Here is a 25,351-nt window from a genome sequence, read left to right as displayed (position 1 = left end):
TCGGCTTTTTATTCGGCGGTTGGTCGCTAAATGTTTGGAATTCACGGTATTGGCGTTGTAACGATGAGTTTGGCTGGGTAAACTAAGTGAACCTTTCATAAAGCGTTCAGTCTATTGGTTTAATATATGCCAATCAGCCTAGTAGGAGAATTATAAGTGGAATCTGGACTTAACTTTATCGACCTTATTCTTAAAGCCAGTTTTTTAGTACAACTCGTTATGTTGACTTTGGTCGGTCTGTCCATTGCATCTTGGGCGATTATCTTTCAAAGAAAGTCAGTTATTGGTAACGCACTAGGCAACGCAAAAAAATTCGAACAACGTTTTTGGTCAGGCATGGAGCTAAGTAAACTTTATAACGAAGTAACGGCTCGCGATGGTCAACAAGAGGGATTAGAAGCCTTGTTCGTTGCAGGCTTTAAAGAATTCGCACGCCATCAAAAAAACAGCATCAATGCAGCAGGCCTTATTATTGAAGGTACAAACCGTTCAATGCGTGTTGCCCTTTCAAGAGAAATTGAAAAACTAGAATCGAGTCTTTCATTCCTCGCAACGGTCGGTTCTATAAGCCCTTATATCGGTCTTTTTGGCACGGTTTGGGGGATTATGAATGCGTTTATCGCGCTCGGTCAGGTTAAACAAGCAACCCTTCAAATGGTCGCTCCGGGTATTGCAGAAGCGCTTATCGCAACAGCAATGGGTTTGTTTGCGGCGATTCCTGCAGTGATGGCCTACAACCGCTATGCAAAAAATGTAGAAAAGCTTGAAAATCTTTACGTCAATTTCATGGAAGAATTTGCCAACATTCTACACCGCCAAGCAGCAGCTCAAGCAGAGGCTAAGCAAAATGTACCTGCGTAAAAGAAGAAAACAAGTTGCGGAGATAAATGTCGTACCTTACATCGATGTTATGCTGGTATTGCTTATTATCTTTATGGCAACTGCGCCACTTATCACGCATGGTGTGAAAGTTGACTTACCAAAAATGGAAGAGTCTGACTTGGTTGACACCAAAGATTCGCCGCCGATTATTGCTTCGATTGATGCTCAAGGGCGCTACTACGTCAGTGTAGGAACCGACCCTGAAAAACCAATGGATGCGGTTGAAGTTGCTGCCATCATTAAATTGAAGTTGCAACAAAACCCAGATACACCGGTCATGATAAAAGGCGATGGGAAGGTTTCATATCAAGAAGTTTTGTTATTGATGGACTTTTTGAAAAATGCAGGTGTTCCTTCTGTGGGTCTCATGACAAAGTCGTTTGACGAGGAGTAGTGGGTGCAAAGCAGTGTTTTAAAATCAGTTGGTCTTCACGGTGCGCTTGCTGCATTGCTCTTTGTTACGGCAGATTTTCATGCACCTACACCTACTGTCATGGAAGTCGTGTTGAATCCTAATTTGCCTGAAGAAGAAAAAGTAGTAGAAGCCGTTTCGGTGGACCAAAAAGCGGTTGAAAAGAAAATTGCAGAATTAAAAGCCGAAGAACAACAGAAGAAACGGCAAGAAGAGGCGCGCATACGTGAACTCGAGCGCAGAGCTAAAGAAGCGCGAGACACTCGAGAATCTGAAGCTCGCACTATTAAAAAGTTAGAACAAGAACGCAAAGAAAAAGAAGCCGAGCGTAAAAAAGCGGAAGCTGAAGCTAAAAAAGCTAAGGCAATTGAGAAAAGACGCCGCGAAGAGGCTCTAAAGGCACAAAAAGAAAAGGACGAGGCTGAAAAAGCAGCGAAGGTCGCGGCGGATAAACGTAAACGTGAAGAAGAAGCCTTGAAAAAAGCGGAAGATTTACGCAAACAAAAAGCGGCCGAAGAAAAGCGTAAAGCAGAAGAAGCTGAACGTCGTCGTCAACAAGCATTAGAAGAACAAATGTTGCAAGAGCAACTTGCAAGAGAAGCAGCTTCTAGAGCTAAGGTTCGTCAGCAACAAGTGTTGTCTGAAGTAGATAAATACAAAGCGTTAATCATGCAACGCATACAACAAAACCTGTTAATTGATGAAAATATGAAAGGCAAAGAATGTCGATTAAATCTTCGTCTCGCGTTTAACGGGTTAGTCACTCAAGCACAGCCGTTAGGTGGGGAGACACTGGTATGTGATGCGGCGCTACGGGCAATTCGCATCGCAGAAACGTTGCCAGTTTCATCTGACAGAGACGTGTACGAGCAATTGAAGAATATTAACTTAACGATCAGACCAAGTTTTTAGATAGGGTGTGTATGTTTAAAAGAATAAAAGTCTTTTTACTCGCGTTTGTTGCGCTAGTTCAATGGAATGCGAACGCCGCGCTTGAAATTGTGATTACCGAAGGGGTCGATGGTGCAAGACCTATCGCAGTTGTACCTTTTCAATATCAAGGCAATGGTGTACTTCCGATGCAACCTGCCGATGTGATCGCTGCTGATTTAATGCGTAGTGGTAAATTCAAGCCGATTGCCGTTGCGGATATGCCTGAGCAGCCAAGCGCTGACGATCCTATCAATTTTGATGCATGGGTTAGTAAAGGTGTCGAAGCCATTGTAGTGGGTTCAGTATCACCGCAGCCAGGTGGTCGTTATCTTGTGAAGTACGAATTGATAGACGTCATTCGTGGACAAATTACAGGAGGTGCAACTCGTATGATGTCAAATGGCAAGTTAATGAAAAGCCAAGACCATATACAAGAAGCACGCCAAAGTATTATTGAAGCAAATGGTTTTAGACGTTACGCCCATCGTATTAGTGATGTGGTTTATAAAGCGTTGACTGGTGAGCGTGGGGCATTCTTAACTAAAATCGCCTACGTTATTGTACGTGACCAAGACGACAAACCATATCAATTGGTTGTAGCGGATTACGATGGCTATAACGAGCAAGTCTTACTGCGCTCAAAGGAACCATTGATGTCGCCAGCATGGTCACCTGATGGACAAAAGTTGGCGTACGTAACATTTGAAAATCGTCAAAGCCAAATTTATATCCAAGATCTCTACACTGGGAAACGCCAACTGATAGCCTCATATCCTGGTATTAATGGCGCACCACAGTTCTCACCCGATGGTAAGCAGCTATTACTGGTATTATCAAAAGATGGTGATGGTGCAACGGAAATTTACTTGCTTGACCTTGCGACAAAGCAGGAACGTCGTTTAACACGACACAGAAGTATTGATACAGAACCAACATGGCATCCAAATGGTAAAGATGTTGTGTTTACGTCGGAAAGGGGTGGTAATGCCCAGATTTATCAGTTAAATTTACAAACTGGTAGGTCAAAGCGTCTGACCTTTGATGGTGATATGAACTTAGCGGGTTCAGTGACACCAGACGGTAAACAGTTGGTTATGGTAAACCGAACTTTAGGTAAGTACCACATCGCTAAAAAAGGCCTTGAAAACGGTATTTTCCAAGTATTGACTCGTACTCGACTGGATGAGTCTCCAAGTATTGCCCCCAACGGTTCAATGATCATCTACAGTACTTTGCACGAAAACAAACAGGTTTTAGCGCTGGTGTCTATGGATGGTCGTTTCAAGGCCCGTTTGCCGGTTTTGGATGGTCAAGTTAAAGCGCCTGCTTGGTCACCATTTTTAGATTAAACTTTGCTGGTTAGATTTATAAGAAATAGGAATATACTCGATGCAACTTAACAAACTTTTAAAAGGTCTTTTGATCGCTGTACCTGTCATGACATTAGCTGCTTGTAGTTCTTCTTCAAGCGTAGATGATTCAGCTGCTAACCAGAGCAATCAAGCAACTAGCCAGACTTCAGGTGATGGTGTAGAAGTTAGCACAATTAACCGCGAAAAAACGGCAGAAGAAAAGCTACGTGAAAAATACGAAGCGCTTCGTCAAGAGCAAATCATTTACTTCGACTTTGATAAATCAACGATTCAAAGCCAATTCACTGAGTTACTGCAAGCACACGCTGATTTCTTAGTTAAGAATCCATCAGTCAAAGTGCTTATCGAAGGTCACGCCGATGAGCGTGGTACACCTGAGTACAACATTGCACTTGGTGAAAGCCGTGCTAAATCTATCGCAAAATACCTACAAAGCCTTGGTGTTTCAGACAGCCAAATTTCAGTAGTTAGCTACGGTGAAGAAAAACCAATGATTAAATCACGTACGGAAGAAGCGTTTGCTAAAAACCGTCGCGCTGTTTTAGTGTACTAATAAATAGATAAGAGAAGTTATGAAGCCGAAATACGTTTTGGCAGCCATACTTTTAGTGAGCGGGAGCGCCCAAGTCTGGGCTGCTCCCGCTCCTGTTTCTGAGGCTGCAAGTTCACCTAATAGTATAGAGGGAAGACTGTCTACCCTTGAAAAACTCATGCAATCACGAAATATCATGCAAGCAGATTATGCAGCAGCAACTTGAAGTGTTGCAAGATGAAGTGAGTCAAATTCGCGGTGTTACAGAAGAAACGAGTTATAAACTTGAAAAAGTACTTCAGCGTCAGCGTGAGCTTTATCAAGAAATTGAAAATCGAGTAGCTCGCGTAACGAATCAGCCGGAGCCTCAAGCAGTCGTTCCGACCATCGCGGCTGAAGCGCCAGCAATGAGTGCGAATTTATCGGAAAATGAAGCGTACGACCGAGCTGTTGCGCTGATTATGAAAGACAAACGTTACGAAGCTGCAATTCCTGAATTTGAAGCATTTTTGAAAAACTTTCCAAATTCGGTTTATGAATCGAATGCGCATTATTGGCTTGGGCAGTTACTGTCGATAAAAAATGATGATGTAAATGCAATAAACCACTTCAATATCGTTGTTGAAAACCATCAAGACTCAAATAAACGCCCCGATGCTATGTTGAAACTTGGCGCTCTTTATGAAAAGCAGGGAAAAAAGGACGTAGCGAAACAAATTTTGAATAAATTGGTTCAGCAATACCCAAGTACAACTGCTGCAAAATTAGCAACTGAGCGTTTATCGAAGCTATAGTTCCTAGTAGAAATGTTGAGATGCCTAATCGAATTGACCATATTAGTAACAATTTGGTTTAAAATTAGGCATCTAGCAGTAAAAATTGAAAAAAATGCGGTTTTCAGTTGCACTCCTTTTTTAAATAAGTATTATAAGCGCCCGCAGCAGGCGATTGAAGCAATCAAAACAGCTGCGTCGAGTGGGTCATTAGCTCAGTTGGTAGAGCAGTGGACTTTTAATCCATTGGTCGATGGTTCAAGTCCATCATGACCCACCACTTAGTTTGTTAACTATATCGATTTCTTTGAGCGGGTCATTAGCTCAGTTGGTAGAGCAGTGGACTTTTAATCCATTGGTCGATGGTTCAAGTCCATCATGACCCACCACTTAAAGTTAAATCGAAATCCCGAGCGGGTCATTAGCTCAGTTGGTAGAGCAGTGGACTTTTAATCCATTGGTCGATGGTTCAAGTCCATCATGACCCACCACTACTAGTTAACATTCGACTTTATGAGCGGGTCATTAGCTCAGTTGGTAGAGCAGTGGACTTTTAATCCATTGGTCGATGGTTCAAGTCCATCATGACCCACCACATAAAGTACCTGATCGATTTCTATGAGCGGGTCATTAGCTCAGTTGGTAGAGCAGTGGACTTTTAATCCATTGGTCGATGGTTCAAGTCCATCATGACCCACCACATAGAACCTGTCGATTTCATGAGCGGGTCATTAGCTCAGTTGGTAGAGCAGTGGACTTTTAATCCATTGGTCGATGGTTCAAGTCCATCATGACCCACCATTCATGCGTTTTATCCTTTCGTTATTGCATCTCCTTTCGGAGTTAGCACTAGAGCGGGTCATTAGCTCAGTTGGTAGAGCAGTGGACTTTTAATCCATTGGTCGATGGTTCAAGTCCATCATGACCCACCATTATCTTCATTTCTTCTTAATTATTCCTTCTTAAAATTGTCACCCTCTAGGATTGTTCCTTCACTTTGCGTATAATTCGCGCCTAATCGAGCAATGTAGACACTGTGGTCAATTTTATGAGTCTAGCTGAACAAATCATGCCGGAAGACTATATCTTCCCTCCTAAGCCAGCGCCGTTAACTTCAGAGCAAAAGGCTGAATATAAAAGTCGTATAAAGACGCTTTTAAAAGAAAAAAACGCGGTTTTAGTTGCCCATTATTACACGGATCCGGAAATTCAAGCATTGGCTGAAGAAACCGGTGGATGTGTAGCGGATTCTCTTGAGATGGCGCGTTTTGGTGCTAAACACGATGCTGATATGATCATCGTAGCAGGCGTGCGTTTCATGGGCGAAACAGCAAAGATCCTAACACCTGAAAAGACGATAGTCATGCCGACGTTGCAAGCGACGTGTTCTCTAGATGTTGGCTGTCCTATCGATGAGTTTTCAGCATTTTGTGATCAACATCCAGATAGGAAAGTAGTTGTATATGCTAATACCTCAGCTGCCGTAAAAGCGCGTGCCGACTGGATTGTTACGTCATCTTGTGCCCTCGAAATCGTCGAGCACTTAGATTCTGAAGGTGAGAAAATTATCTGGGGTCCGGACAAGCATCTTGGCTCTTACATCCAGAAAAAAACGGGTGCGGACATGATCATGTGGAATGGTGCGTGCATTGTCCATGATGAGTTCAAAACCAAAGCACTTAAAGACATGAAGGCATTGCACCCTGATGCCGCGGTGCTTGTTCACCCTGAATCGCCGGCAGAGATTGTTGATCTTGCTGATGCGGTTGGCTCGACAAGTCAGTTAATTAAAGCTGCACAAACACTACCAAACCAAAAGTTCATTGTGGCAACAGATCGTGGCATTTTTTATAAAATGCAGCAGCTTTGCCCTGAGAAAGAGTTCTTTGAAGCGCCGACTGCTGGCGAAGGTGCAACATGTAAAAGTTGTGCACATTGTCCGTGGATGGCTATGAATGGCCTTAAAGCGATTGAAGAAGCTTTGATAAGCGCAGAAGGTCGTGAAGTGTTTGTCGATATGAATTTGCGAGAAGGCGCACTGCGTTCGCTTAATCGTATGTTAGATTTTTCAGCAAGTTTAGTCCGATAATTTAGATATCGTCTAGAAACTGGTCAGTTGACCAGAGAAGTTGAAAAACAACTTGCTAAAGTGCGTGGCTTTTCATAGTATTAGCCCCGCATTTATGCGACGCGGAGAGATGGCTGAGCGGTTGAAGGCGCACGACTGGAACTCGTGTGTAGGCTAACCCCTACCGAGGGTTCGAATCCCTCTCTCTCCGCCATTTTCTTTTTGTTACCAATTCTTCCTTTTTATCCCCCTCATTCGTTGTTAGCATCCCAATTAAGTTAAATTTACTTGGATTAACTAAGATGAATCTCAACCAAGTCACTTTGCCTGTGTATGACATGGACTCGGCCACACTGTTTTATCGTAAGCTAGGGTTAACACAGATTGTTGATACGCCTCACTATGCTCGATTCGTTTGTCCGCAAGGAAACTCAACTCTTTCCTTGGCACTTAGAGAGCAGAAGGAAAATAACAGCGGCATTACCATTTACTTTGAACATGATCAGTTAGATGAGTGGGTCGAAGAGTTGAAGGAGAAGGGGTTACCAATTGAAGTGCCACCAGAAGATAAACGCTATCTATGGCGAGAAACGTTTCTATTTGACCCGTCAGGTAACAAGATCATCTTGTTTTATGCTGGAGAGAATCGAGTCAATCCGCCATGGCGAGTGACTTTGCCTCCACTTTAAGAGATACCGTATTGTGGATGTAAAAAAGCCGAGGATGGCCTCGGCTTCTTATGTTATTTTCGCTCGTTGAGCTGCTTGACTTCCTTGGCGTGCTCGGCAAGGTCAGTCAATCCTAATTTTTCGTAACTTTTTTCCATCATCTCAAGCGCTTGTGGTAAATAGCTGCTTTGTGAGTAATGGTCCACAACATATTTGCCGCGATTTGCAGAAGCGAGATAAGCTTCGCGCTCATAGTAGTACTCCGCGACTTTTAATTCATAACGTGCCATTTTGTTTAACAACCAGACCAAACGTTTTTTCGCTTCAGGCGTGTAATGGCTATTTGGAAAACGAGTTACGAGCGTAGACAAATCTTGGAATGCAACGCGAGTTCGGTTTGCATCTCGGTCTGCGCGGTCAACACCAAAATATTCTTGGAATGCATTTTTGTCCGCTTTAATGTTTACAAGACCACGCATGTAATACATGTAATCAAGATCTTTGTGGTTTGGATTCAAACGGATAAAGCGATCGATTGTCGCAAGCGCTTGCTCTGTGTTGCCAGCTTGGTAGTTTGCGTAGATCAAGTCCATCTGTACTTGGCGAGAATAAGGGCCAAATGGGTAGCGTGAATCGAGCGCGGATAAGAGTTCGATGGCGCGAGCATACAAGCCTGAATCTAGCGTTTGCTTTGCGTCTTCATACAGTGCTTGAGCGGATTTATTCGGTACACGTTCAATGTCTTCTTTGTCTGGAGCAGATGAACAAGCGGCTAAACCTAAAACTGATGCGCCAATAAAAATACTAAATGCGCGCTTCCCTAATGTTTTTATCATTTTATTTGTTACCTTCGTCTGTCTTCGGCTAGGCCAAGTCGGTAAAACCGAGTAAACTATGCGTTTATGAGCGATTCTAACCCAGTCGAGCTAAGCTTGCACTGGTAAATTGGGTAAAGTTAACAGAATGTCAGAGCAAATCTCGCTTCAAGCTGAAGTACCACTGGAGTTAGGCGGTAAACGTCTAGACCAAATTTTGGCGCAATTGTTCCCTGATTATTCGCGTTCGCGAATAAAAACTTGGATTCTTGACGACAAAGTAACCATTAATGGCGAAATTTTAAACGTGCCTCGTGAAAAACTCCTTGGTGGGGAGCTTGTTTCTATTGAAACTGAGCTTGAAGCCGCACGTGAATATGAAGCTCAAGAAATCACACTGAACATTGTCTACGAAGATGATGACATTCTTGTGATCAACAAACCAGCTGATTTAGTTGTGCATCCAGGTGCAGGTAACCCAAGTGGTACGGTGTTAAACGCGTTATTGCATCACTGCCCAGAAATTGCCAGCGTGCCACGTGCAGGTATTGTTCATCGTCTCGATAAAGACACTACGGGTTTGATGGTCGTAGCGAAAACAATTCAGGCTCAAACACATTTGGTGAAAAACCTTCAAAAGCGTGAGAACTTTACGCGTGAATATGAAGCCATTTGTAACGGGACAATGACAGCGGGCGGTGTGATTGAACAGCCAATTGGGCGTCACTCGACGAAGCGTACGCACATGGCCGTTCAAGTCATGGGTAAGCCTGCAGTAACACATTATCGTGTTGCTGAGAAATTCCGTGCTCATACTCGTCTACGATTACGTTTGGAAACAGGCCGTACTCACCAAATTCGTGTACACATGGCGCATTTGAATCACCCGCTAGTCGGTGACCAACTTTATGGTGGTCGTCCTCGTCCGCCAAAAAACGCTACGCCAGAGCTTTTCCAAATGTTACGAGACTTCAAACGTCAGGCGTTGCATGCGGTGCGATTGCAGATTGCACACCCGATCACGGGCGAAATTATGCGCTGGGAAGCCCCAATTCCTGATGACATGGTTAAATTGACTGAAACGCTACGAGAAGATTCTCAAGCAAATCAGGAAATTGAATATTAATGTTTCTTGAAGCTACATGGCCATTAGCGCCTTTTGTTGGCGGATTTTGTACTGTCCGCCATACACTTGGGGTCTCGCAAACACCTTTTGATAAGTTTAATGTGGCTTATCATGTGGGCGATAATGCTGACCATGTAGCGCAAAACCGCCGAACGCTCGATTCGTTTTTACCTAGATCTCCAATTTGGCTAAATCAAGTGCATGGTGGTCGAGTGGTGGACATTAATGAATCAAATATTAGTGAGTGTGCAAATAACCAGCTCGATGCAGACGGGCTTTTTACTAGGCTGACGAATACACCACTGGCGATAATGACGGCAGATTGCCTTCCAATATTATTGTCGAATGAAGATGGATCTGAAGTCGCCGCGCTCCACGGAGGTTGGCGGCCCTTACACAAAAACATTATCAAGCAAGCATTACGTTTTTTTGAGTCTTCACCTGAGCATGTAAGCGCATGGTTTGGTCCAGCGATAGGTCCTAAAGCGTTTGAAGTAGGCCTTGATGTTGTTGAGGCTTTTTGTAATGACGATCCGAATTATAAAGGAGCGTTCGTACGACATCCCGATAACGAAGATAAATGGCTTGCAAACATATTCACTTTGGCACGCATGCAACTTCTGGCCTTGGGCGTAAAAAACATATACAGCGATGATTTATGCACTGTGGAAGACAAAACTCGTTTCTTTTCTTACCGCCGAGATAAACAAACCGGACGCATGGTCAGTGTGATCTGGCGCAAATATCCATAAAAATTTTGTGATTGTTACTTGAAGCTTACGTGACTCAGACCCATAAAAGGGGTAGAGACATTTTTTGTAGGTAACATCCATGAGAATCGACCGATTTACCAGTAAATTCCAACAAGCGCTTTCAGATGCGCAATCATTGGCGTTAGGCCGCGACCACCAGTTCATCGAACCTGTTCATTTAATGTATGCGTTATTGCAACAATCCGGTTCAAGTGTCCGTATGCTGTTGGCACAGGCAGGAATAAAAGCCGAAGAAGTAAACACCAAGGTTTCTCAAGCCATTGAAAAGCTTTTCAAAGTGCAAGGTTTCGGGGGCGATGTTCAACTGTCTAATCAGCTCATTTCGCTCATTAACTTGTGTGACAAGTATTCTCAACAGCGTGATGATAAATACATATCGAGTGAGCTTTTTGTGTTTGCAGCATGTGAAGACAAAGGCACGCTTGGTGATATTTTCCGCTCACTTGGTATTACTCAAGACAAAATTGACAAAGCAATTAACGCGATGCGTGGCGGTCAGAAGGTCAACGATCCAAACGCTGAAGAAGCGAGACAAGCACTCGAAAAGTTTACAGTTGACCTAACAGAGCGGGCAATTCAAGGTAAACTTGACCCTGTAATCGGCCGTGATGACGAAATTCGTCGTACAATCCAAGTATTACAACGTCGTACTAAAAATAACCCTGTGCTGATTGGCGAACCCGGTGTCGGTAAAACGGCCATTGTGGAAGGTCTTGCACAACGTATCGTGAACGGAGAAGTTCCTGAAGGTTTGAAAAATAAGCGTGTTTTGTCGCTTGATTTAGGTGCTTTGGTTGCGGGTGCAAAATACCGAGGTGAATTTGAAGAGCGTCTAAAAGCGGTACTTAATGAATTGGCCAAAGAAGAAGGTCAAGTTATTCTGTTTATTGATGAAATTCATACGATGGTGGGAGCAGGAAAAACAGATGGAGCGATGGACGCGGGCAATATGCTGAAACCAGCATTAGCACGTGGTGAGCTGCATTGTGTGGGCGCGACGACACTGGATGAGTACCGTCAATATATTGAAAAAGACGCCGCTCTAGAAAGGCGTTTCCAAAAAGTGTTTGTAAGCGAACCAACAGTAGAAGACACGATTGCGATTTTACGTGGCTTGAAAGAGCGTTATGAGCTCCATCATTCTGTGCAAATTACCGACCCAGCGATCGTTGCAGCAGCACATTTGTCACATCGTTATATTTCAGATCGCCAATTACCCGATAAGGCCATTGACCTAATTGACGAAGCGGGATCATCTATTCGTCTGCAAATTGATTCAAAGCCGGAACCACTCGATAAGTTGGGGCGCCGTATCATTCAGTTAAAACTTGAAGATAACGCGCTGGCCAAGGAAAAAGATGAAGCCAGTCGCAAACGCCGCGACGAAATGCAAACGCTGATTGCAGAGTTGGAAAGCGAGTATAAAGAGCCTCGATGAAGTATGGAACGCAGAAAAAGCGTCGCTACAAGGCACTCAAACGATTAAAGCTGAACTTGAGCAAGCGCGTCTTGATCTTGAGGTTGCACGTCGTGCGAGTGATTTGCAACGCATGTCTGAGCTTCAATATGGACGTATTCCTGAACTTGAACGTAAATTAGACTTAGCCTCTCAAGCTGAAATGCAAGAGATGAGTTTATTGCGCAATCAAGTTACAGAAGACGAAATTGCTGAGATCTTATCGCGTTGGACGGGGATTCCTGTATCAAAAATGCTCCAAGGCGAGCGAGAGAAGCTACTTCAAATGGAAGATGAGCTTCATAAAAAGGTCATTGGCCAACACGAAGCAGTGGTTGCGGTTGCAAATGCGATTCGCCGCTCACGTGCTGGGCTTGCCGATCCTAACAGACCGATTGGTTCCTTTTTATTCTTAGGTCCAACAGGGGTAGGTAAAACTGAGCTGACTAAAGCATTAGCGAACTTCATGTTTGATACTGAAGATGCAATGGTGCGCATAGATATGTCTGAGTTTATGGAAAAACATTCCGTTGCTCGTTTAGTTGGTGCGCCTCCAGGTTATGTAGGTTATGAAGAAGGCGGCTATTTGACAGAAGCTGTTCGAAGACGTCCATATTCAGTTGTATTACTTGATGAAGTAGAAAAGGCACATCCTGATGTGTTCAACATTCTACTGCAGGTGCTTGACGACGGACGTTTAACCGATGGTCAAGGCCGCACTGTGGATTTCAAAAACACGGTCATCATTATGACGTCAAACTTGGGGTCCGATATTATCCAAGAACAAGCGCAAAGTAATGATTATGCGACGCTTAAAGAAAAAGTTATGAGTGTCCTAACTACGCAGTTCAGACCGGAATTCATCAACCGGATTGATGAAACGGTGGTGTTCCATCCACTCGTCACGGAACACATAAAGCATATTGCCAGCATACAATTAGCGCGTCTTGAAAAACGATTAACAGAGAAGGGATATCGTTTCGAATTAAGTGAGGCGGCACTTGAGAAAATTGCAGCAAATGGATTTGATCCAGTATTTGGGGCAAGACCATTAAAACGAGCGGTACAGCAGTATGTTGAAAACCCGCTTGCACAACGATTATTGGCTGGCGACTTTGTGCCGGGCGACAGCATCAAAGTAGACGTTGAAGGGGACGATTTTGTCTTCAAAGTGTAAATAGTAAAAGACAGAAGAAAGGCCTCAAATGAGGCCTTTCTTTTTTCTGAAATATGGCTTTTTTTACTGCGCCTTAAAGGTCATTAGAAGTCCTTTAATTCTCTCGGCTGACTCTACCAATTGAGCGGCATCTCGTGCGACACCAAAACTCAACTCTAAGTTTTCCGCGCTAAACTCACGGATATTATTGATGTTAGAGTTAATGTCGGTGCTGACCACTTGCTGCTGTTCTGCTGCTGCAGAAATTTCTTGAGCCGAAAGTGCAATTTCGCTTATCTCACGGAAAATATCTTCTAAGTCATTTTGACTGGCTAAACTGCTTTGGGCGCAGCCATCCGCACGAGATTTGGTGCTTTGCATAACTTCTGACCAGCGGTAAAGCGTATCTTGAATTTCTTTAATTGACGCGTGAATGTGCGTTGTTGCACTTTGCGTGCGGGATGAAAGCGCACGAACTTCATCAGCAACAACGGCAAAACCACGGCCATGTTCACCAGCACGAGCAGCTTCAATCGCCGCGTTTAATGCTAATAAATTGGTTTGTTCAGCAATGCCTTCTATTTCACTCATGACCTGACCAATCTTGTCGGCTTCAGTCGCAAGGGATGACGCCGTTTGTGCAGCTTCATCAACTTGGCTGGCGAGACTGGTCACCATGCTGGTGTTTTCCGTCATGCTGGTACGAATAGTTTCGCAGCTTGCTTGGGTATTGTTCACTTTATCTGCCGTTCGAGCGGTATTTTCTGAAATATCGCCGATAGTCGCACTCATTTGAGCCATCGCAGTGGCGATGTCCTGTAAACGTAGACCTTGAGCTTCAATGCCTTTTTCAGTTTGGCTCGATTGCTTATCTAGATTTACCGCAATATCTTTGAAAGTGACGGTTGAGTCTTTCACTCGCCCTAATACCGTACGTAACTTTGCATTCAACATGCCGATATTAAATTCTGCGATGCTAAATGGGTGTGTTCCGCAATAAACATAGCGGGATACGGAATCAAATTCAGCTTGTTGGTCAGCGAGTTTATTTGGTGTAACGACGAGTTCTTCATAATTGCAGGCAATAATTGCCGCTATCATCGCAAGGACGATGAAGGCAGATAGCGCCGTGCCGAAGTAAGCCGACGCGGCCACGGCGACTACCGTTGAAATAAGAGATAGCCAAGTGCGTAAGTTACGCTTTTCACGCCAACTGGAAAGCGATTTACCCGAATTAATCTTTTCGTAGATCAGCTGTGCGCGTCTTTTCATTTCGTCAGTGGGTTTGACTCGTACAGATTGATAGCCGACTAGTTGACCACGCTCAAAAATGGGGGTAACAAAGGCATCTACCCAATAATAGCGTCCATCTTTACAACGGTTTTTGACGACACCGCGCCAAGAATGTCCTGCTTTTAGCTTTTCCCAAAGTTCCTTAAACGCCGCTTTAGGCATGTCAGGGTGGCGAACGATATTGTGATTCTTTCCAATGAGTTCTTCTTTGCTGTAACCTGCAATTTTGCAAAAAGCGTCGTTTGCATACGTTGTAACACCGCGTAAGTCGGTGGTAGACACAAGCTCTTGATCGGAAGGATACGTCACTTCTTGGTCTATAATATTTTGTCCACGACGCATACAAATCCTTAATTTACTGATTTTAATTGTGTTAGATTATAGCCATTCAAAGAAGTGTCATAAAGTATCTTATTCGCGATGAATGCTCATAAATACGGAATTTTCGACTTTGGCTCAGCCGAAATGATTAGATGTCAGCCGATCTTGTTGCCTCCAATTCAAAATGGATTCATTCGATTACGGATGATCAGCGCTTCTATTAATCCCATTGATGTCAAAACTCGGGCAGGTCTCGGGTTTGTTGCTGCAAGCAAGCGTCCAAATGAGTTTCTTAGTCTTGGCTATGATGTGTATGGCGAAATTGTCGATGCCAGCGAAGAGGCGAAGTCTTTAATTGGAAAATGTGCCTTTGGCATGACTGGATTTCCTAACTCGCCTGGAACTTATGCCGATGTTTTGGACGTGCCACTTGAAGACGTATTTATTTTGCCCGAGGTGAAACAGGATGTTGCGCTAGGCGGTCTTAGTTTAGCCGGACTAACCGCAATGCAAGCATTACAGCGATTGCCGACTCACTTGCCGTTATACGTTAGTGCGCCAACGGGGGGCGTAGGGCACCTTGCAATCCAAATTGCCCAACTACTTGGATATAACCTAATCGCTGTAACAAGACGTCCTGACAATCTAATGTTGTCAGAACTTTCGGCACGTTTGGGATTTGATGTTATCTCCTTCGATACGTTTTTTGCTGAACAACGACAGGGATCATTGTTGGACCTCGTCGGAGGTGAAGTAGCGAAACAATGTTTAGATACATTGCAAGAGGGCAGTATTATCGTGACTGTACCGACAATCACGAAGGATATGATCTGTTCTCATGCTCAATCGCGAAATATTGAAGCAGAAGGTGTTGTTGTGCAGAAAAATGCGTCGCAATTGGCCTGTTTATACGATTGGTACGCAAAAGGGGGTTAACACTTCACATTGCTGAACGCTTTTTGTTACAAGACGTAAATTTGGGCCATCAAATGATGGAATCGGGCGACTACAGTGGTAAATTATTAATCGTAGCTAACCACTTGTAAAAGCAGAATGTCGCCCCAATAAAGTGCAGATAGCCATGAGGACTCGAGGACTTATATTTGACAACTTTGACACTTAGCGATGCGTTAAACGCACTATCGCAACCCGAATTTGTAGGTGCCTTATCAGGTATCAAAAGAGGTATCGAACGCGAGGCATTAAGGATTAATCCAGATGGTCGCATAGCCCAAACAGGTCATCCAAAAGGATCGGGCCATGCGCTGACCAATCCTCATATAACGACAGATTATTCCGAAGCACTCTTGGAGTTTATTACGCCAGTTAGCGTGAACGCCGAAGAGACGCTTGGCCAACTCAGAGATTTGCAAAAGTTTACGCTTGCACAAATGGGCGATGAAATGCTTTGGCCAATGAGTATGCCTTGCTACATCACATCACAAGAAGATATTGGACTTGCACAATTTGGTGAGTCAAATATCGGGAAAATGAAAACGTTGTATCGACAAGGTTTAAAAAGTCGTTATGGCAGTATGATGCAAGCGATAGCGGGTGTTCATTTTAACATGTCGTTTTCCGATACCTTGTGGACGTCTCTTGCGAAAATCGAAGGTTATGAAGGTCCTCTGCAAGCATTCATTTCAGACCGATATTTAGGGCTTATCCGTAACTTCAAACGCGAACTTTGGCTAATTAGCTATTTGTTTGGTGCATCGCCTTCAATTTGCAAATCGTTTTTACAAGGTCGTGAAACGAATTTACCCTTTAATAAAGTAGGAAAAGGTACGCTTTATCTTGAGCATGGTACGGCACTACGACTTGGTAATTTAGGTTATACAAATAGTGCTCAGTCAAGTTTGAAAGTGACATACAACTCATTGTGCGACTATGTAAAAGGGTTACAGTCTGCTATTCGAACAAAATCTGAATTGTATTCATCCATACCGGATTATCGAAGTGAAGAACCAATGCAGTTAAATGGCAATATTCTTCAAATCGAAAACGAGTTCTACTCACCTATCCGCCCCAAGCGCAACACAAAAGCGGGAGAAACGCCAACTCAAGCCTTAATGAGAGATGGTATCGAATACATTGAAGTGCGCGCACTTGATGTGAACCCTTTCGTTCAAGAGGGGATCAGCATTGAGCAAATTCACTTCCTCGATGTATTTTTGACTTATTGTTTGCTGAAAGACTCTCCTGAACTTGAATGGGAAGAACAGCAAGCCACCCAGCGCAATCTTCAATGTGTCGTCAACGAAGGTCGTGATCAATCAATTCTGCTAGATGATGCCGGAAATCCTGTGTCACTTAGCGAGTGGGCAACGCGCATTTTCGCTGATTTAGAAGTGGTCGCCAAAGCGCTCGATTCAGCCTATCAATCGTCAGTTTATTCAAAAACAATAGCAACGATGAAAGATTGGGTTGATGACAGTTCACTAACGTATTCAGGTCGTTTTGTTCAAATGCTCAAAGACAAACAAATGGATGGTGGTGCTATAGCTATTGATTTTGCCAAACAATATAAACAGCAGCAGTTAGCGGGTTTGTATTCTGTCTATTCTGAAAAAATGTTAAATGAACTTGCGGACACATCATTTACAAAAGCCAAAGAAATTGAAGAGAATGATGAGAAATCCTTCAAGGCATTTTTACAGGATTACTTTGAAAAGGCATAAAAAAAAGTGCAGCCAATTGGCTGCACAAATATAACTTTCAGGGATGAAACAATGCTAAACTGCTGCATTCATATATTCAGACTTCGCCTACTAAAGAAAGTTCATTGAGGAAAGTAAAAAAATGAAAAAAAATTTTTTTCTCCTTCCTTTAGTCGCGCTAATGACAGCGTGTGCTACTGCCCCTCCTAAGCAACCTGATGATATTTGTAAGATTTTCGAAGAAAAGCCCGATTGGTACGAAGACGCAAAAGACGCGCAAGAAAAATGGGGTTCACCAAAGCATGTTCTAATGAGCATGATGTATCAAGAAAGTTCCTTCAAGCACGACGCCCAACCGCCAATGGAGTACATTCTTTGGGTGATCCCAATTGGTCGAGCGAGTTCTGCATATGGCTATTCACAAGCTAAAACACCAACGTGGTCGGACTATATTCGAGAATCGGGTAATTCAGGTGCAGACCGTGACGATTTTGATGATGCCATTGATTTCATGGCCTGGTTTGTAAACAAAACACATAAAATCAATGGTGTGTCGAAATGGGACGCGTACGCGCAATATCTTAATTACCATGAAGGGTGGGGAGGATATCGCCGAGGCACTTATAAAAAGAAACAGTGGCTAATGGGGGTTGCGAACCGTGTAAAGCATCGCGCTAGCCGTTATAGTGCCCAATTAAAGCGTTGTGAAAGCGACTTAGGTAAAAGTTGGTGGGAAATATTTTAATGTTTTGAGCACGGCGCAGTAGCCCGTGTTCTTATTCATTGTTGTCACTGTAGCCAAGTCAACCGCTATATCTAGCTCGATTTTCGCAAGCTTTGTACTCGCAAATCGGTGTCACTGTTCTACTTAAGGGTGTACACGTTAAGATAAAATAATCACTGATTAAATTTACTCAATAAAAAAGCCGCGTAAAGCGGCTTTTTTATTACTCAAAACAGTTAATTACCTGTGGCATTCACTCGATTCAAGGGATGAATACGCACTAGTTTTATCATGTTTTCTTTAATCTCCAGCACCTCGATAGGGTAGCCCGAGATTTTCAAACTCAGTGCGGAATCAGGAATGTCTTCCAAATACTCTACGATTAGACCACTTAATGTTTTTGGACCATCGAGAGGAAATTCCCAATTCATTTCTTTATTTAGATCTCGAACGTTTACACCGCCATCAACCAACACAGTGCCATCTTCTTGAACGATGATTTCTTCGCTTGGCGCTTTAGACTGCGTTGTGGTGAAATCTCCAACCACTTCTTCTAGTATGTCCTCTAGCGTAACAAGACCTTGAATATCACCATATTCATCTACAACGATACCAATACGTTCTTTGCTTTGTTGGAACTTTAACAATTGCGTGGTAAGCGGCGTACCTTCAGGAATATAATAAATTTCACGTACTGCACGAAGCAACGATGATTTATCAAATTGTTCTTTCGACGACATTAGCAGTCTAAATGCATCACGTGCGTGGATAAAACCAACCGCATCATCAATTTGATCACGATATAAAAGAATACGAGTGTGTTGAGCATGCATTAGTTGTTTCGAAATGTCTTTCCAGTCATCGTTAATGTCGATAGCGATGATCTCATTTCGCGGCACCATGACGTCTTCAACTTTCATTTGTTCAAGGTCAAGGATAGAAGTCAGCATGTCTTGATGGTGAGTAGGGAACAACGCGCTAGATTCCGAAACCACCGTTTTTAATTCTTCTTTGCTTAGACTGTGTTCTTCAATTTGTTCAGGGGTGATACCAAACAAACGTAACATTCCGTTTGTAATCCAGCTTACCGCCACGACAAAAGGGAATAATATTTTCAGTAAAATCGCAAGCACCACGGAACTTGGGAACGCCACCTTTTCAGGGTAGAGTGCAGCCAACGTTTTAGGGGTTACTTCCGAGAAAATTAGAATAACAAGGGTAAGTGCGAAAGTTGCAACAACGATACCCGCATCGCCCATTAAGCGCATACCAATGACGGTAGCAACGGCCGACGCTCCGATATTAACAAGGTTGTTGCCTATAAGGATCAGACCGATGAGTCTGTCAGGACGGTTTAGAAGTTGATCAACGCGCTTTGCTGCTTTGTTGTTTTCTTTCACCAAATGTTTTAGTCGATAACGGTTAATTGACATGATGCCGGTTTCTGAGCCGGAAAAGTAACCTGAAATCAAGATCAAAACGCCAAGGATTATAAATAAGGCGCTCGTCGATATGTCGTCCAAAAGAGGATCCCTTTTTTACTAAAGAACGGTTATTAAGCGTTAACGAGACATCAGTGTCAAGTCAAACAGGCCCTAAAACTTCAATAAAATCACTTCTTGAATGAATCTGCTGCCAAAGTAGGCAAGTGTGACAATTCCTGACGCTATCATGATGGTAATGACCACCGCTTTACCGCGCCAGCCAAGGAAATGGTGTCCAATAGTTACGGTTGAGAAAATCGCCCAAGCAACCAACGAAAGTACTGTTTTATGGATAAACTCTCGTGCAAACATACCGTCCAAGAAGACAAATCCAGCCGCTAGAGCGAGAGTTAACAACACCGTTCCTATCGTAAGTAATTGATAAAGTTGTCTTTCAACTTGCATTAATGGTGGGAGATGGCTTTGCACAATTGCAATATCTCGATTTTTGAGGCGCTTATCAATAAAGTAAAATTGTACAGCATAAAGAGTAGCAATAATTAGCACGCAATAAGCCAATAAGCTCAATGAAATATGAGTGACCAATCCAACGTCGATATTGATGCCGTGCATGATAATGTGATGCGGGATAAACAAGCTTGCAATCAGTAAAATAGCGGCGAAACCATAAACGACGGGAAGTAATAATGTTGCTGGAAACTTTAATGAGACGGCTGTCACGGAGACGACAATTAACCAACAGGTCAGCATTGCGACATTAACGGTACTTAAATCTTGTCCATTCGTTGTAAAAACTGAATTCACCAGAACCAACATGTGAACTAAGATCGCTGCGGTGCTTAGTAGTAATGTCTTTTTTTGACTTGGACCTTGTTTATCAAAAAGGCGCGATAGGACGTGACCCGTCGCGAAAGCGTAAAAAATACTGGCAAGGATAGAGAGGCTTATAACAAGCATGTGGCTGAATCGCTTTTTTGAAGTTTCCTTTTCAGGCTATTGTATTTTAAGCACACAAAAAAGCCTAGGGCTAATAAAAAGAAACTTATCCAAACATTGATACTGTATTATCCGCCACCATATCAGTATAATCGCGGCCATTAACGAATATTTGGAACTTTTGCATGTTTGAAAATCTTCAAGAACGATTAGGTAAGACTCTCAAAAACATCAGCGGCAGGGGCCGTTTGACTGAGGACAACATCAAAGACACGCTGCGTGAAGTACGTATGGCGCTGTTGGAAGCGGATGTTGCATTACCCGTTGTTCGTGAATTCGTAAAACAAGTAAAAGAACGTGCCGTCGGCGTTGAAGTAACAAAAAGTTTGAGTCCTGGTCAGGTCTTTATCAAAATCGTTCGTGACGAGCTTGAAAAGGCAATGGGTGAATCAAACGAAGAACTAAACTTGAGCACACAGCCACCTGCTGTGTTAATGATGGCCGGTCTACAAGGCGCGGGTAAAACTACAAGCGTTGGTAAACTTGCGAAATTTTTAAAAGAAAGACACAAAAAATCAGTTTTAGTGGTATCAGCTGACGTATACCGTCCAGCGGCAATCAAACAGCTTGAAACGCTTGCATCGGATGTCGGTGTGGAGTTTTTCCCTAGTGATATTTCGCAAAAGCCAGTTGATATTGCGAAAGGCGCGATTGATCATGCAAAGCGAAAATTCTTTGATGTAGTGATAGTAGATACTGCTGGTCGTTTACACGTCGACGCAGACATGATGGACGAGATCAAAGATTTACACGCTGCTATTAAGCCTATTGAAACGTTGTTTGTGGTTGACTCCATGACAGGTCAAGACGCGGCAAATACAGCAAAAGCGTTTGATGATGCTTTACCACTTACCGGTGTAATTCTAACTAAGACTGATGGTGATGCACGTGGTGGTGCTGCGTTGTCTATTCGTCATATCACAGGCAAACCAATCAAATTTATCGGTGTCGGTGAACGTACTGATGCACTTGAACCTTTCCATCCAGACCGTGTAGCTTCTCGAATTCTAGGCATGGGCGATGTGTTATCGCTTATCGAAGAAGTTCAAATGAAGGTAGACAAGGATAAAGCGGCTAAAGTGGCAGAAAAAGTCATGAAAGGCGATGACTTTACGCTTGAAGACTTTGCTGAGCAGCTACGCCAGATGAAGAACATGGGTGGTATGATGTCGTTGCTTGAGAAATTGCCTGGCATGAACAATCTGCCAGATGCAGTGAAAGGCCAAGTTGGTGATAAAGCGTTCAATCAAATGGAAGCAATTATTAACTCGATGACGCCGCTTGAGCGCAAAAAGCCAGATTTAATCAAAGGCTCACGCAAAAAACGTATTGCTGCAGGCTCTGGTACTCAAGTTCAAGAAATCAATAAGTTGCTGAAGCAATTTATGCAAATGCAAAAAATGATGAAGAAGATGAAAGGAAAAGGCGGCATGATGAAAATGATGCGCAACATGAAAGGCATGATGCCTCCAGGCATGTTTGGTGGCGGCGGTCCTAAATTTTAATTTCCATTTCATTCTATAAAAAACCAGCCTTAGCTGGTTTTTTTGTTTTTAACACCGCAGCGGCTTGTATTGCGGTTTTCTTTGATGGCGAACCGTTCGTTTTCACTCTATCTCAATAAAAAAGGTGTTTAAGTAAAATTACTTTAAGCAAATCAGGTATTCATCAGCAGATCAAAATGGTGTCTAAAGGAGTTTAAGTTGGGAATGCGGTGCAATAACGCAACTCAACAAAAACACTAAAAGGATACTTATGTCTATTCGCACCCTCACGTTACTCGCTCTACTATTGAACTGCTTCGTTCGCGCTGAAGCACTTGAACTCTCCATTGGACCTAAAGTGACCTATCATCAAATTCAGTCGAAACAAATGACATCGTCACTGAGATTAAAAGTGGTGCTTCCCAACAGTTACTTAGATAAGTCGACGTATCACTATCCGTTACTGTTAACTCTTGCAGGTGAAAGTCAGATAAATTCAGTCATAGCACAAGTAGACTGGCTAAGTCATGTCAGTTTTGGTCCGATGCCAGAGGTGATACTGGTTCAGCTACCACAATTAAACACGTCTGATGCGATTGCAAAAAAGTTGTTATCGAAGAAATATTGCCCCACTTAAGAACCCAGTTCCGTATAGCGCCTTTTACCATGATAGAAGGGTTCTCAACATCAGGTGTCGCTGCACTTGAGTACTTCGCAGAATTTCCAACGATCTTTCAGGCAACGATAGTATCGAGTCCCGCATTTGGACTAAAAAACGATGCTTGGTTGGCGGAGTTAATCGCGAAGTTAAAAGCAAATTTGGGAGAGCGTTACTTATACGCAAGCAAAAGTGGGTTTAACGACGACGCAACGAGTTATGAACAATTAAAGGCATCACTTACTCATTTTTCAAATGCTCATTTTGCCGATTTGAGTCAACAAAATTATTTGTCAACGAGCCTCATTGGTTTTGAACAAGGCGTTAAAACGCTTTTTGAAGTGCGCGAAATCACCAACTTTGAACCATTTGCTCGAGAAGGAACTTCAGCAGCGTGCTCGAATACCATAAAATGCTATATAAACGGTTTGGTTTTCAAATTTCGGATACGGATAACTTAATGGGATTGGCTGGTTATTATTTCAAACATATGCAAACAACCAAGGCAAACCAAGTTTATGAGTATATGAAGGCACGGGATGAAAAGAACGTTTTGATTCAAGTTAGGCATGGGCAAGCTTTACTAGAAAACGGTCTAGTTGACCTCGCGAAAGAGGTGTTTTCCAGCGCCTTAAAACTCGCGCACGCGCAAAACAACACCGAAGCGGTGGAGTTTATTCAACACCATCTTGAACGTCTTTGACAACCAACTTTACTATGTCCGAACGCTTGGGGGCGTAGTTATCTGACAGCATTCTAAATGGTGCCGTTCTCACGTCCGTTGCAAAAAGCGCATTTTCGTCAAACGTTGCTATATTTTCGCGACTGAAATTCGAGGTATTTATTGTCCAAATACGAGAGGCTTTGTCTTGAGTATAGAGTTGCTCGCTACGTAAGTAATATCGAGATTGTATAGTGATATCTGGGAATAGTTTAGCGGCTGGGCTATTTGGTTCATCAAGTGATGAAACCATTAGTTTCCCGATCCCCTTTGGATTGAAAATGAGTTGATTACGTTCGGTCAGCTGCGCCCACCCAACTTTAGCGTTTATTAAGGGTTTTGTAGTGAGAGAGTCAAGCGTTAATAGGAGTGGTTCATAGGTTTCTGCATGTCTCATTAACAGCCAGCCCTTCGCACTATGCTGCATCAAGGTATCTACCGCAGGGCTGGTAAGATACCTTATTTTGTACGTACTCAAATCAAATTCATAGAGACTGCTATTCGAGATAAACCAAAGACCTTTACCATCTACTTTCCATATAAAACTGGACACGGGTTGTTTATGAGTGAGTTGCCTGAGTTCGCCATTTTTGCTGAGCCAAATTTGATTTTGTCCTGAGCGCGTCGAAATAAAGGCAATACTATCGTCATTAGGGCTGTATTGCCCCATTGTCTGAGAATACTGCGTTGAGAAGAGTGGTTTGTCGAAGAATTTATCTGAATCCCATTGCCGTTCGTTGATTTGCCACGGATTGATACTGGCTTGAGCTAAGAGAGTGTTGTTATCTAAAGCAGCGATAAGGTCAAACTTTTCCGTTCTGGGAATCACGACGTTTTGTATATTACTTTCACTGTGAATGTAGCGGAAAAGTTTGTGCTCATGGGTTTGAAATACCACGCCTTTGCGGTTTATTACTGCATTGGACGCGCCTGATTGAGTATAGGTCGACGGATAAAAGCTCGTTGTGAGAAAGGAATTGTTTTCAAGACGGCCTAACCAAACTCCCGTTTGACCTTGGTGATCGGTTCCGCCCAGCAGGATTTGCCCACTCGACACATTTAGGTTAGCGATTTGGTCGAGATTGGCTTGCTGTGTCAGGTCAATTTGAACTGGTTCTTGCGCCGAAAAATCATATGCATAGACGGAATTTTGTTCGGACTTACTGGTTTTGAAATAAATAAATTGGTCGTTATTAAGCCATTTCGCACCATGGTTAAAGTTGTTCGTGCACGGAATGACAACGTGAGATTTGTTGTTGAGAAGGGAATACAGTCTGACTTGAGCACATTTGATTTTGTTAACGAATTGAACCTCTGAAAAGAGTATTAAAGTACCTTCTGGATTCAAAGAGGTCCCACCATACAACTGCTGAGATGAATACAAAATCTGTATTTTCTGGGTATCGATATTTTTCAAAACTAGGAGATGTTTATCATTGTCTTGTTCAATATAAATTAGCGAATTTTGGTGAAAACTCGCTCCGTGTTGATATTGACTCTTAAAGGTCAGTGGTTCGATTGATTCAATCGAAAGTGAGGGGACGTGCTTTTCGAATGTTGTGCCGATCAAAAAAGCAACAATAAGTACAAGCAGTGTGCCAATCATAATGGCGACTCGTTTATGTTGCCTTGGCGCCGAGGATAAACGTGTTGGATTCAGTCGATAGCCTAATTTTGGAAAGGTCTCGATAATCGTCTTACCGTCATCGCCGAGTGCTTTCCTTAAATGCGTAACACAGCGTTGTAGAGCATTAGGCTCAACCGCGGTATCTGCCCAAACGAGTTCAATCAGTTCTTGGTAACTTAAAACCGAGTTCCTGTGCATTGACGAGAGCAGCCAATACATTTCGGACTTTAGGTTCTAAGAGTGTCCGCGAATCACCATAAAAAATCTCACCTGTTTTTACGTCGACCAAACGCTCGTTTATATGAAAACGCAAGTTATCTCCGTTAGTTAGAAAACTGCAAATACCGATGGGAAGGATGCATGAGTTCTGTTTCGATGTAAATAGAGGTAACTTCCGTTCACTAGGAGATGTGTATCATTTAAATCCATAGACAGAAAAATGAAATTTAACGGTC

The 25,351-nt window shown here is 43.0% G+C and carries 21 protein-coding genes, 8 tRNA genes and 2 pseudogenes; 26 read left to right on the top strand and 5 right to left on the bottom strand.

Features of this window, described 5'->3' with window-relative positions:
• The first annotated feature begins 156 nt into the window (after positions 1–156).
• From tolQ to J5O05_RS02830, 16 genes and pseudogenes are all read left to right on the top strand, one after another.
• A complete protein-coding gene (gene tolQ, locus J5O05_RS02905) occupies positions 157–861 on the top strand; it encodes a protein TolQ (RefSeq protein ID WP_208843516.1) in 705 nt (234 codons plus the stop codon).
• The gene (gene tolR, locus J5O05_RS02900; protein WP_208843515.1) at positions 848–1,276 is read left to right on the top strand and encodes a protein TolR; all 429 of its coding nucleotides are present in this window, start codon (positions 848–850) and stop codon (positions 1,274–1,276) included. Before tolQ ends, tolR begins: the two co-directional genes overlap by 14 nt.
• Positions 1,277–1,279: 3 nt before the next feature.
• Positions 1,280–2,206 carry a cell envelope integrity protein TolA gene (tolA, locus tag J5O05_RS02895; protein WP_208843514.1) on the top strand — a complete coding sequence of 309 codons (927 nt, stop codon included), beginning with the start codon at positions 1,280–1,282 and terminating at the stop codon, positions 2,204–2,206.
• Positions 2,207–2,217: 11 nt separating this feature from the next.
• Positions 2,218–3,576 (top strand): Tol-Pal system beta propeller repeat protein TolB, encoded by a 1,359-nt coding sequence (gene tolB / locus J5O05_RS02890; RefSeq protein WP_208843513.1) that lies wholly within the window; start codon positions 2,218–2,220, stop codon positions 3,574–3,576.
• Between the two features lie 40 nt (positions 3,577–3,616).
• The gene (pal, locus tag J5O05_RS02885; RefSeq protein WP_208843512.1) at positions 3,617–4,153 is read left to right on the top strand and encodes a peptidoglycan-associated lipoprotein Pal; all 537 of its coding nucleotides are present in this window, start codon (positions 3,617–3,619) and stop codon (positions 4,151–4,153) included.
• Between the two features lie 19 nt (positions 4,154–4,172).
• Positions 4,173–4,926: pseudogene (gene ybgF / locus J5O05_RS02880) on the top strand (tol-pal system protein YbgF).
• A gap of 183 nt (positions 4,927–5,109) precedes the next feature.
• Positions 5,110–5,185: transfer RNA gene (locus J5O05_RS02875), tRNA-Lys, on the top strand.
• 33 nt (positions 5,186–5,218) lie between these two features.
• A tRNA-Lys gene (locus tag J5O05_RS02870) sits at positions 5,219–5,294 on the top strand.
• Positions 5,295–5,320: 26 nt separating this feature from the next.
• Positions 5,321–5,396 (top strand) — tRNA-Lys (locus tag J5O05_RS02865).
• Between the two features lie 28 nt (positions 5,397–5,424).
• Positions 5,425–5,500, top strand: a tRNA-Lys gene (locus tag J5O05_RS02860).
• A 29-nt stretch (positions 5,501–5,529) separates the two neighbouring features.
• Positions 5,530–5,605: transfer RNA gene (locus J5O05_RS02855), tRNA-Lys, on the top strand.
• A 25-nt stretch (positions 5,606–5,630) separates the two neighbouring features.
• A tRNA-Lys gene (locus J5O05_RS02850) sits at positions 5,631–5,706 on the top strand.
• 55 nt (positions 5,707–5,761) lie between these two features.
• A tRNA-Lys gene (locus tag J5O05_RS02845) sits at positions 5,762–5,837 on the top strand.
• Positions 5,838–5,953: 116 nt separating this feature from the next.
• Complete coding sequence (nadA, locus tag J5O05_RS02840; RefSeq protein ID WP_208843511.1) at positions 5,954–6,994, top strand: quinolinate synthase NadA; 1,041 nt, start codon at positions 5,954–5,956, stop codon at positions 6,992–6,994.
• Between the two features lie 103 nt (positions 6,995–7,097).
• Positions 7,098–7,187: transfer RNA gene (locus J5O05_RS02835), tRNA-Ser, on the top strand.
• 88 nt (positions 7,188–7,275) lie between these two features.
• Positions 7,276–7,662 carry a VOC family protein gene (locus J5O05_RS02830; protein ID WP_208843510.1) on the top strand — a complete coding sequence of 129 codons (387 nt, stop codon included), beginning with the start codon at positions 7,276–7,278 and terminating at the stop codon, positions 7,660–7,662.
• A 53-nt stretch (positions 7,663–7,715) separates the two neighbouring features.
• Here the strand turns inward: J5O05_RS02830 and J5O05_RS02825 are convergent, their stop codons facing one another.
• Entirely contained in the window at positions 7,716–8,477 is a 762-nt protein-coding gene (locus J5O05_RS02825; RefSeq protein WP_208843509.1) for an outer membrane protein assembly factor BamD, read from the bottom strand.
• Between the two features lie 127 nt (positions 8,478–8,604).
• Here J5O05_RS02825 and rluD point away from each other — a divergent pair, with 127 nt between their 5' ends.
• From rluD to clpB, 3 genes and pseudogenes are all read left to right on the top strand, one after another.
• Entirely contained in the window at positions 8,605–9,582 is a 978-nt protein-coding gene (gene rluD / locus J5O05_RS02820; RefSeq protein WP_208843508.1) for a 23S rRNA pseudouridine(1911/1915/1917) synthase RluD, read from the top strand.
• Positions 9,582–10,334 (top strand): peptidoglycan editing factor PgeF, encoded by a 753-nt coding sequence (gene pgeF / locus J5O05_RS02815; RefSeq protein WP_208843507.1) that lies wholly within the window; start codon positions 9,582–9,584, stop codon positions 10,332–10,334. Before rluD ends, pgeF begins: the two co-directional genes overlap by 1 nt.
• Before the next feature lie 79 nt (positions 10,335–10,413).
• Positions 10,414–12,988, top strand: a pseudogene (gene clpB / locus J5O05_RS02810) (ATP-dependent chaperone ClpB).
• Between the two features lie 63 nt (positions 12,989–13,051).
• Here clpB and J5O05_RS02805 read toward each other — a convergent pair.
• The gene (locus tag J5O05_RS02805) at positions 13,052–14,602 is read right to left on the bottom strand and encodes a methyl-accepting chemotaxis protein (RefSeq protein WP_208843506.1); all 1,551 of its coding nucleotides are present in this window, start codon (positions 14,600–14,602) and stop codon (positions 13,052–13,054) included.
• A gap of 183 nt (positions 14,603–14,785) precedes the next feature.
• Between J5O05_RS02805 and J5O05_RS02800 the strand changes: the two genes are divergently transcribed.
• The 3 genes from J5O05_RS02800 to J5O05_RS02790 all read left to right on the top strand — a co-directional run bounded on the left by J5O05_RS02800 (position 14,786) and on the right by J5O05_RS02790 (position 17,986).
• Positions 14,786–15,517 (top strand): MDR/zinc-dependent alcohol dehydrogenase-like family protein, encoded by a 732-nt coding sequence (locus J5O05_RS02800; RefSeq protein ID WP_208843505.1) that lies wholly within the window; start codon positions 14,786–14,788, stop codon positions 15,515–15,517.
• 167 nt (positions 15,518–15,684) lie between these two features.
• On the top strand, positions 15,685–17,262 hold the full coding sequence (gshA, locus tag J5O05_RS02795) for a glutamate--cysteine ligase (protein ID WP_208843504.1): 1,578 nt from the start codon (positions 15,685–15,687) through the stop codon (positions 17,260–17,262).
• Between the two features lie 121 nt (positions 17,263–17,383).
• Complete coding sequence (locus tag J5O05_RS02790) at positions 17,384–17,986, top strand: transglycosylase SLT domain-containing protein (protein WP_208843503.1); 603 nt, start codon at positions 17,384–17,386, stop codon at positions 17,984–17,986.
• 215 nt (positions 17,987–18,201) lie between these two features.
• Here the strand turns inward: J5O05_RS02790 and J5O05_RS02785 are convergent, their stop codons facing one another.
• On the bottom strand, positions 18,202–19,488 hold the full coding sequence (locus J5O05_RS02785) for an HlyC/CorC family transporter (protein WP_208843502.1): 1,287 nt from the start codon (positions 19,486–19,488) through the stop codon (positions 18,202–18,204).
• Between the two features lie 72 nt (positions 19,489–19,560).
• Positions 19,561–20,367 (bottom strand): cytochrome C assembly family protein, encoded by an 807-nt coding sequence (locus J5O05_RS02780; RefSeq protein WP_208843501.1) that lies wholly within the window; start codon positions 20,365–20,367, stop codon positions 19,561–19,563.
• A gap of 164 nt (positions 20,368–20,531) precedes the next feature.
• Here J5O05_RS02780 and ffh point away from each other — a divergent pair, with 164 nt between their 5' ends.
• The 4 genes from ffh (at position 20,532) to J5O05_RS02760 (ending at position 23,251) form a co-directional block, all read left to right on the top strand.
• Positions 20,532–21,911 (top strand): signal recognition particle protein, encoded by a 1,380-nt coding sequence (gene ffh / locus J5O05_RS02775; RefSeq protein ID WP_208843500.1) that lies wholly within the window; start codon positions 20,532–20,534, stop codon positions 21,909–21,911.
• Between the two features lie 250 nt (positions 21,912–22,161).
• Positions 22,162–22,527, top strand: a complete 366-nt coding sequence (locus J5O05_RS02770) for a hypothetical protein (RefSeq protein ID WP_208843499.1) — start codon at positions 22,162–22,164, stop codon at positions 22,525–22,527.
• A 29-nt stretch (positions 22,528–22,556) separates the two neighbouring features.
• Positions 22,557–23,009 (top strand): alpha/beta hydrolase, encoded by a 453-nt coding sequence (locus J5O05_RS02765; protein ID WP_244369753.1) that lies wholly within the window; start codon positions 22,557–22,559, stop codon positions 23,007–23,009.
• Positions 23,009–23,251, top strand: coding sequence for a hypothetical protein (locus tag J5O05_RS02760; RefSeq protein ID WP_208843497.1), 243 nt, complete (start codon positions 23,009–23,011; stop codon positions 23,249–23,251). Before J5O05_RS02765 ends, J5O05_RS02760 begins: the two co-directional genes overlap by 1 nt.
• Here J5O05_RS02760 and J5O05_RS02755 read toward each other — a convergent pair.
• Positions 23,223–25,094 (bottom strand): winged helix-turn-helix domain-containing protein, encoded by a 1,872-nt coding sequence (locus tag J5O05_RS02755; RefSeq protein ID WP_208843496.1) that lies wholly within the window; start codon positions 25,092–25,094, stop codon positions 23,223–23,225. The genes J5O05_RS02760 and J5O05_RS02755 overlap by 29 nt on opposite strands.
• Between the last annotated feature and the right edge of the window lie 257 nt (positions 25,095–25,351).

The sequence above is a fragment of the Pseudoalteromonas xiamenensis genome (assembly GCF_017638925.1).
GTDB classification, from domain to species: Bacteria; Pseudomonadota; Gammaproteobacteria; order Enterobacterales; family Alteromonadaceae; genus Pseudoalteromonas; species Pseudoalteromonas xiamenensis.
This window is presented reverse-complemented; position numbering and strand designations above follow the sequence as displayed.

Bases quoted from the DNA above. Each gene is read 5' to 3' on its own strand.
- J5O05_RS02790 (WP_208843503.1), top strand. From the start codon at position 17,384: ATGAAAAAAAATTTTTTTCTCCTTCCTTTAGTCGCGCTAATGACAGCG.
- J5O05_RS02830 (WP_208843510.1), top strand. From the start codon at position 7,276: ATGAATCTCAACCAAGTCACTTTGCCTGTGTATGACATGGACTCGGCC.
- tolR (WP_208843515.1), top strand. From the start codon at position 848: ATGTACCTGCGTAAAAGAAGAAAACAAGTTGCGGAGATAAATGTCGTA.
- J5O05_RS02825 (WP_208843509.1), bottom strand. From the start codon at position 8,477: ATGATAAAAACATTAGGGAAGCGCGCATTTAGTATTTTTATTGGCGCA.
- pal (WP_208843512.1), top strand. From the start codon at position 3,617: ATGCAACTTAACAAACTTTTAAAAGGTCTTTTGATCGCTGTACCTGTC.
- J5O05_RS02755 (WP_208843496.1), bottom strand. From the start codon at position 25,094: ATGCACAGGAACTCGGTTTTAAGTTACCAAGAACTGATTGAACTCGTT.
- rluD (WP_208843508.1), top strand. From the start codon at position 8,605: ATGTCAGAGCAAATCTCGCTTCAAGCTGAAGTACCACTGGAGTTAGGC.
- J5O05_RS02780 (WP_208843501.1), bottom strand. From the start codon at position 20,367: ATGCTTGTTATAAGCCTCTCTATCCTTGCCAGTATTTTTTACGCTTTC.
- ffh (WP_208843500.1), top strand. From the start codon at position 20,532: ATGTTTGAAAATCTTCAAGAACGATTAGGTAAGACTCTCAAAAACATC.
- J5O05_RS02800 (WP_208843505.1), top strand. From the start codon at position 14,786: ATGATCAGCGCTTCTATTAATCCCATTGATGTCAAAACTCGGGCAGGT.
- nadA (WP_208843511.1), top strand. From the start codon at position 5,954: ATGAGTCTAGCTGAACAAATCATGCCGGAAGACTATATCTTCCCTCCT.
- J5O05_RS02770 (WP_208843499.1), top strand. From the start codon at position 22,162: ATGTCTATTCGCACCCTCACGTTACTCGCTCTACTATTGAACTGCTTC.
- J5O05_RS02760 (WP_208843497.1), top strand. From the start codon at position 23,009: ATGGGATTGGCTGGTTATTATTTCAAACATATGCAAACAACCAAGGCA.
- pgeF (WP_208843507.1), top strand. From the start codon at position 9,582: ATGTTTCTTGAAGCTACATGGCCATTAGCGCCTTTTGTTGGCGGATTT.
- J5O05_RS02805 (WP_208843506.1), bottom strand. From the start codon at position 14,602: ATGCGTCGTGGACAAAATATTATAGACCAAGAAGTGACGTATCCTTCC.
- tolB (WP_208843513.1), top strand. From the start codon at position 2,218: ATGTTTAAAAGAATAAAAGTCTTTTTACTCGCGTTTGTTGCGCTAGTT.
- J5O05_RS02765 (WP_244369753.1), top strand. From the start codon at position 22,557: ATGATAGAAGGGTTCTCAACATCAGGTGTCGCTGCACTTGAGTACTTC.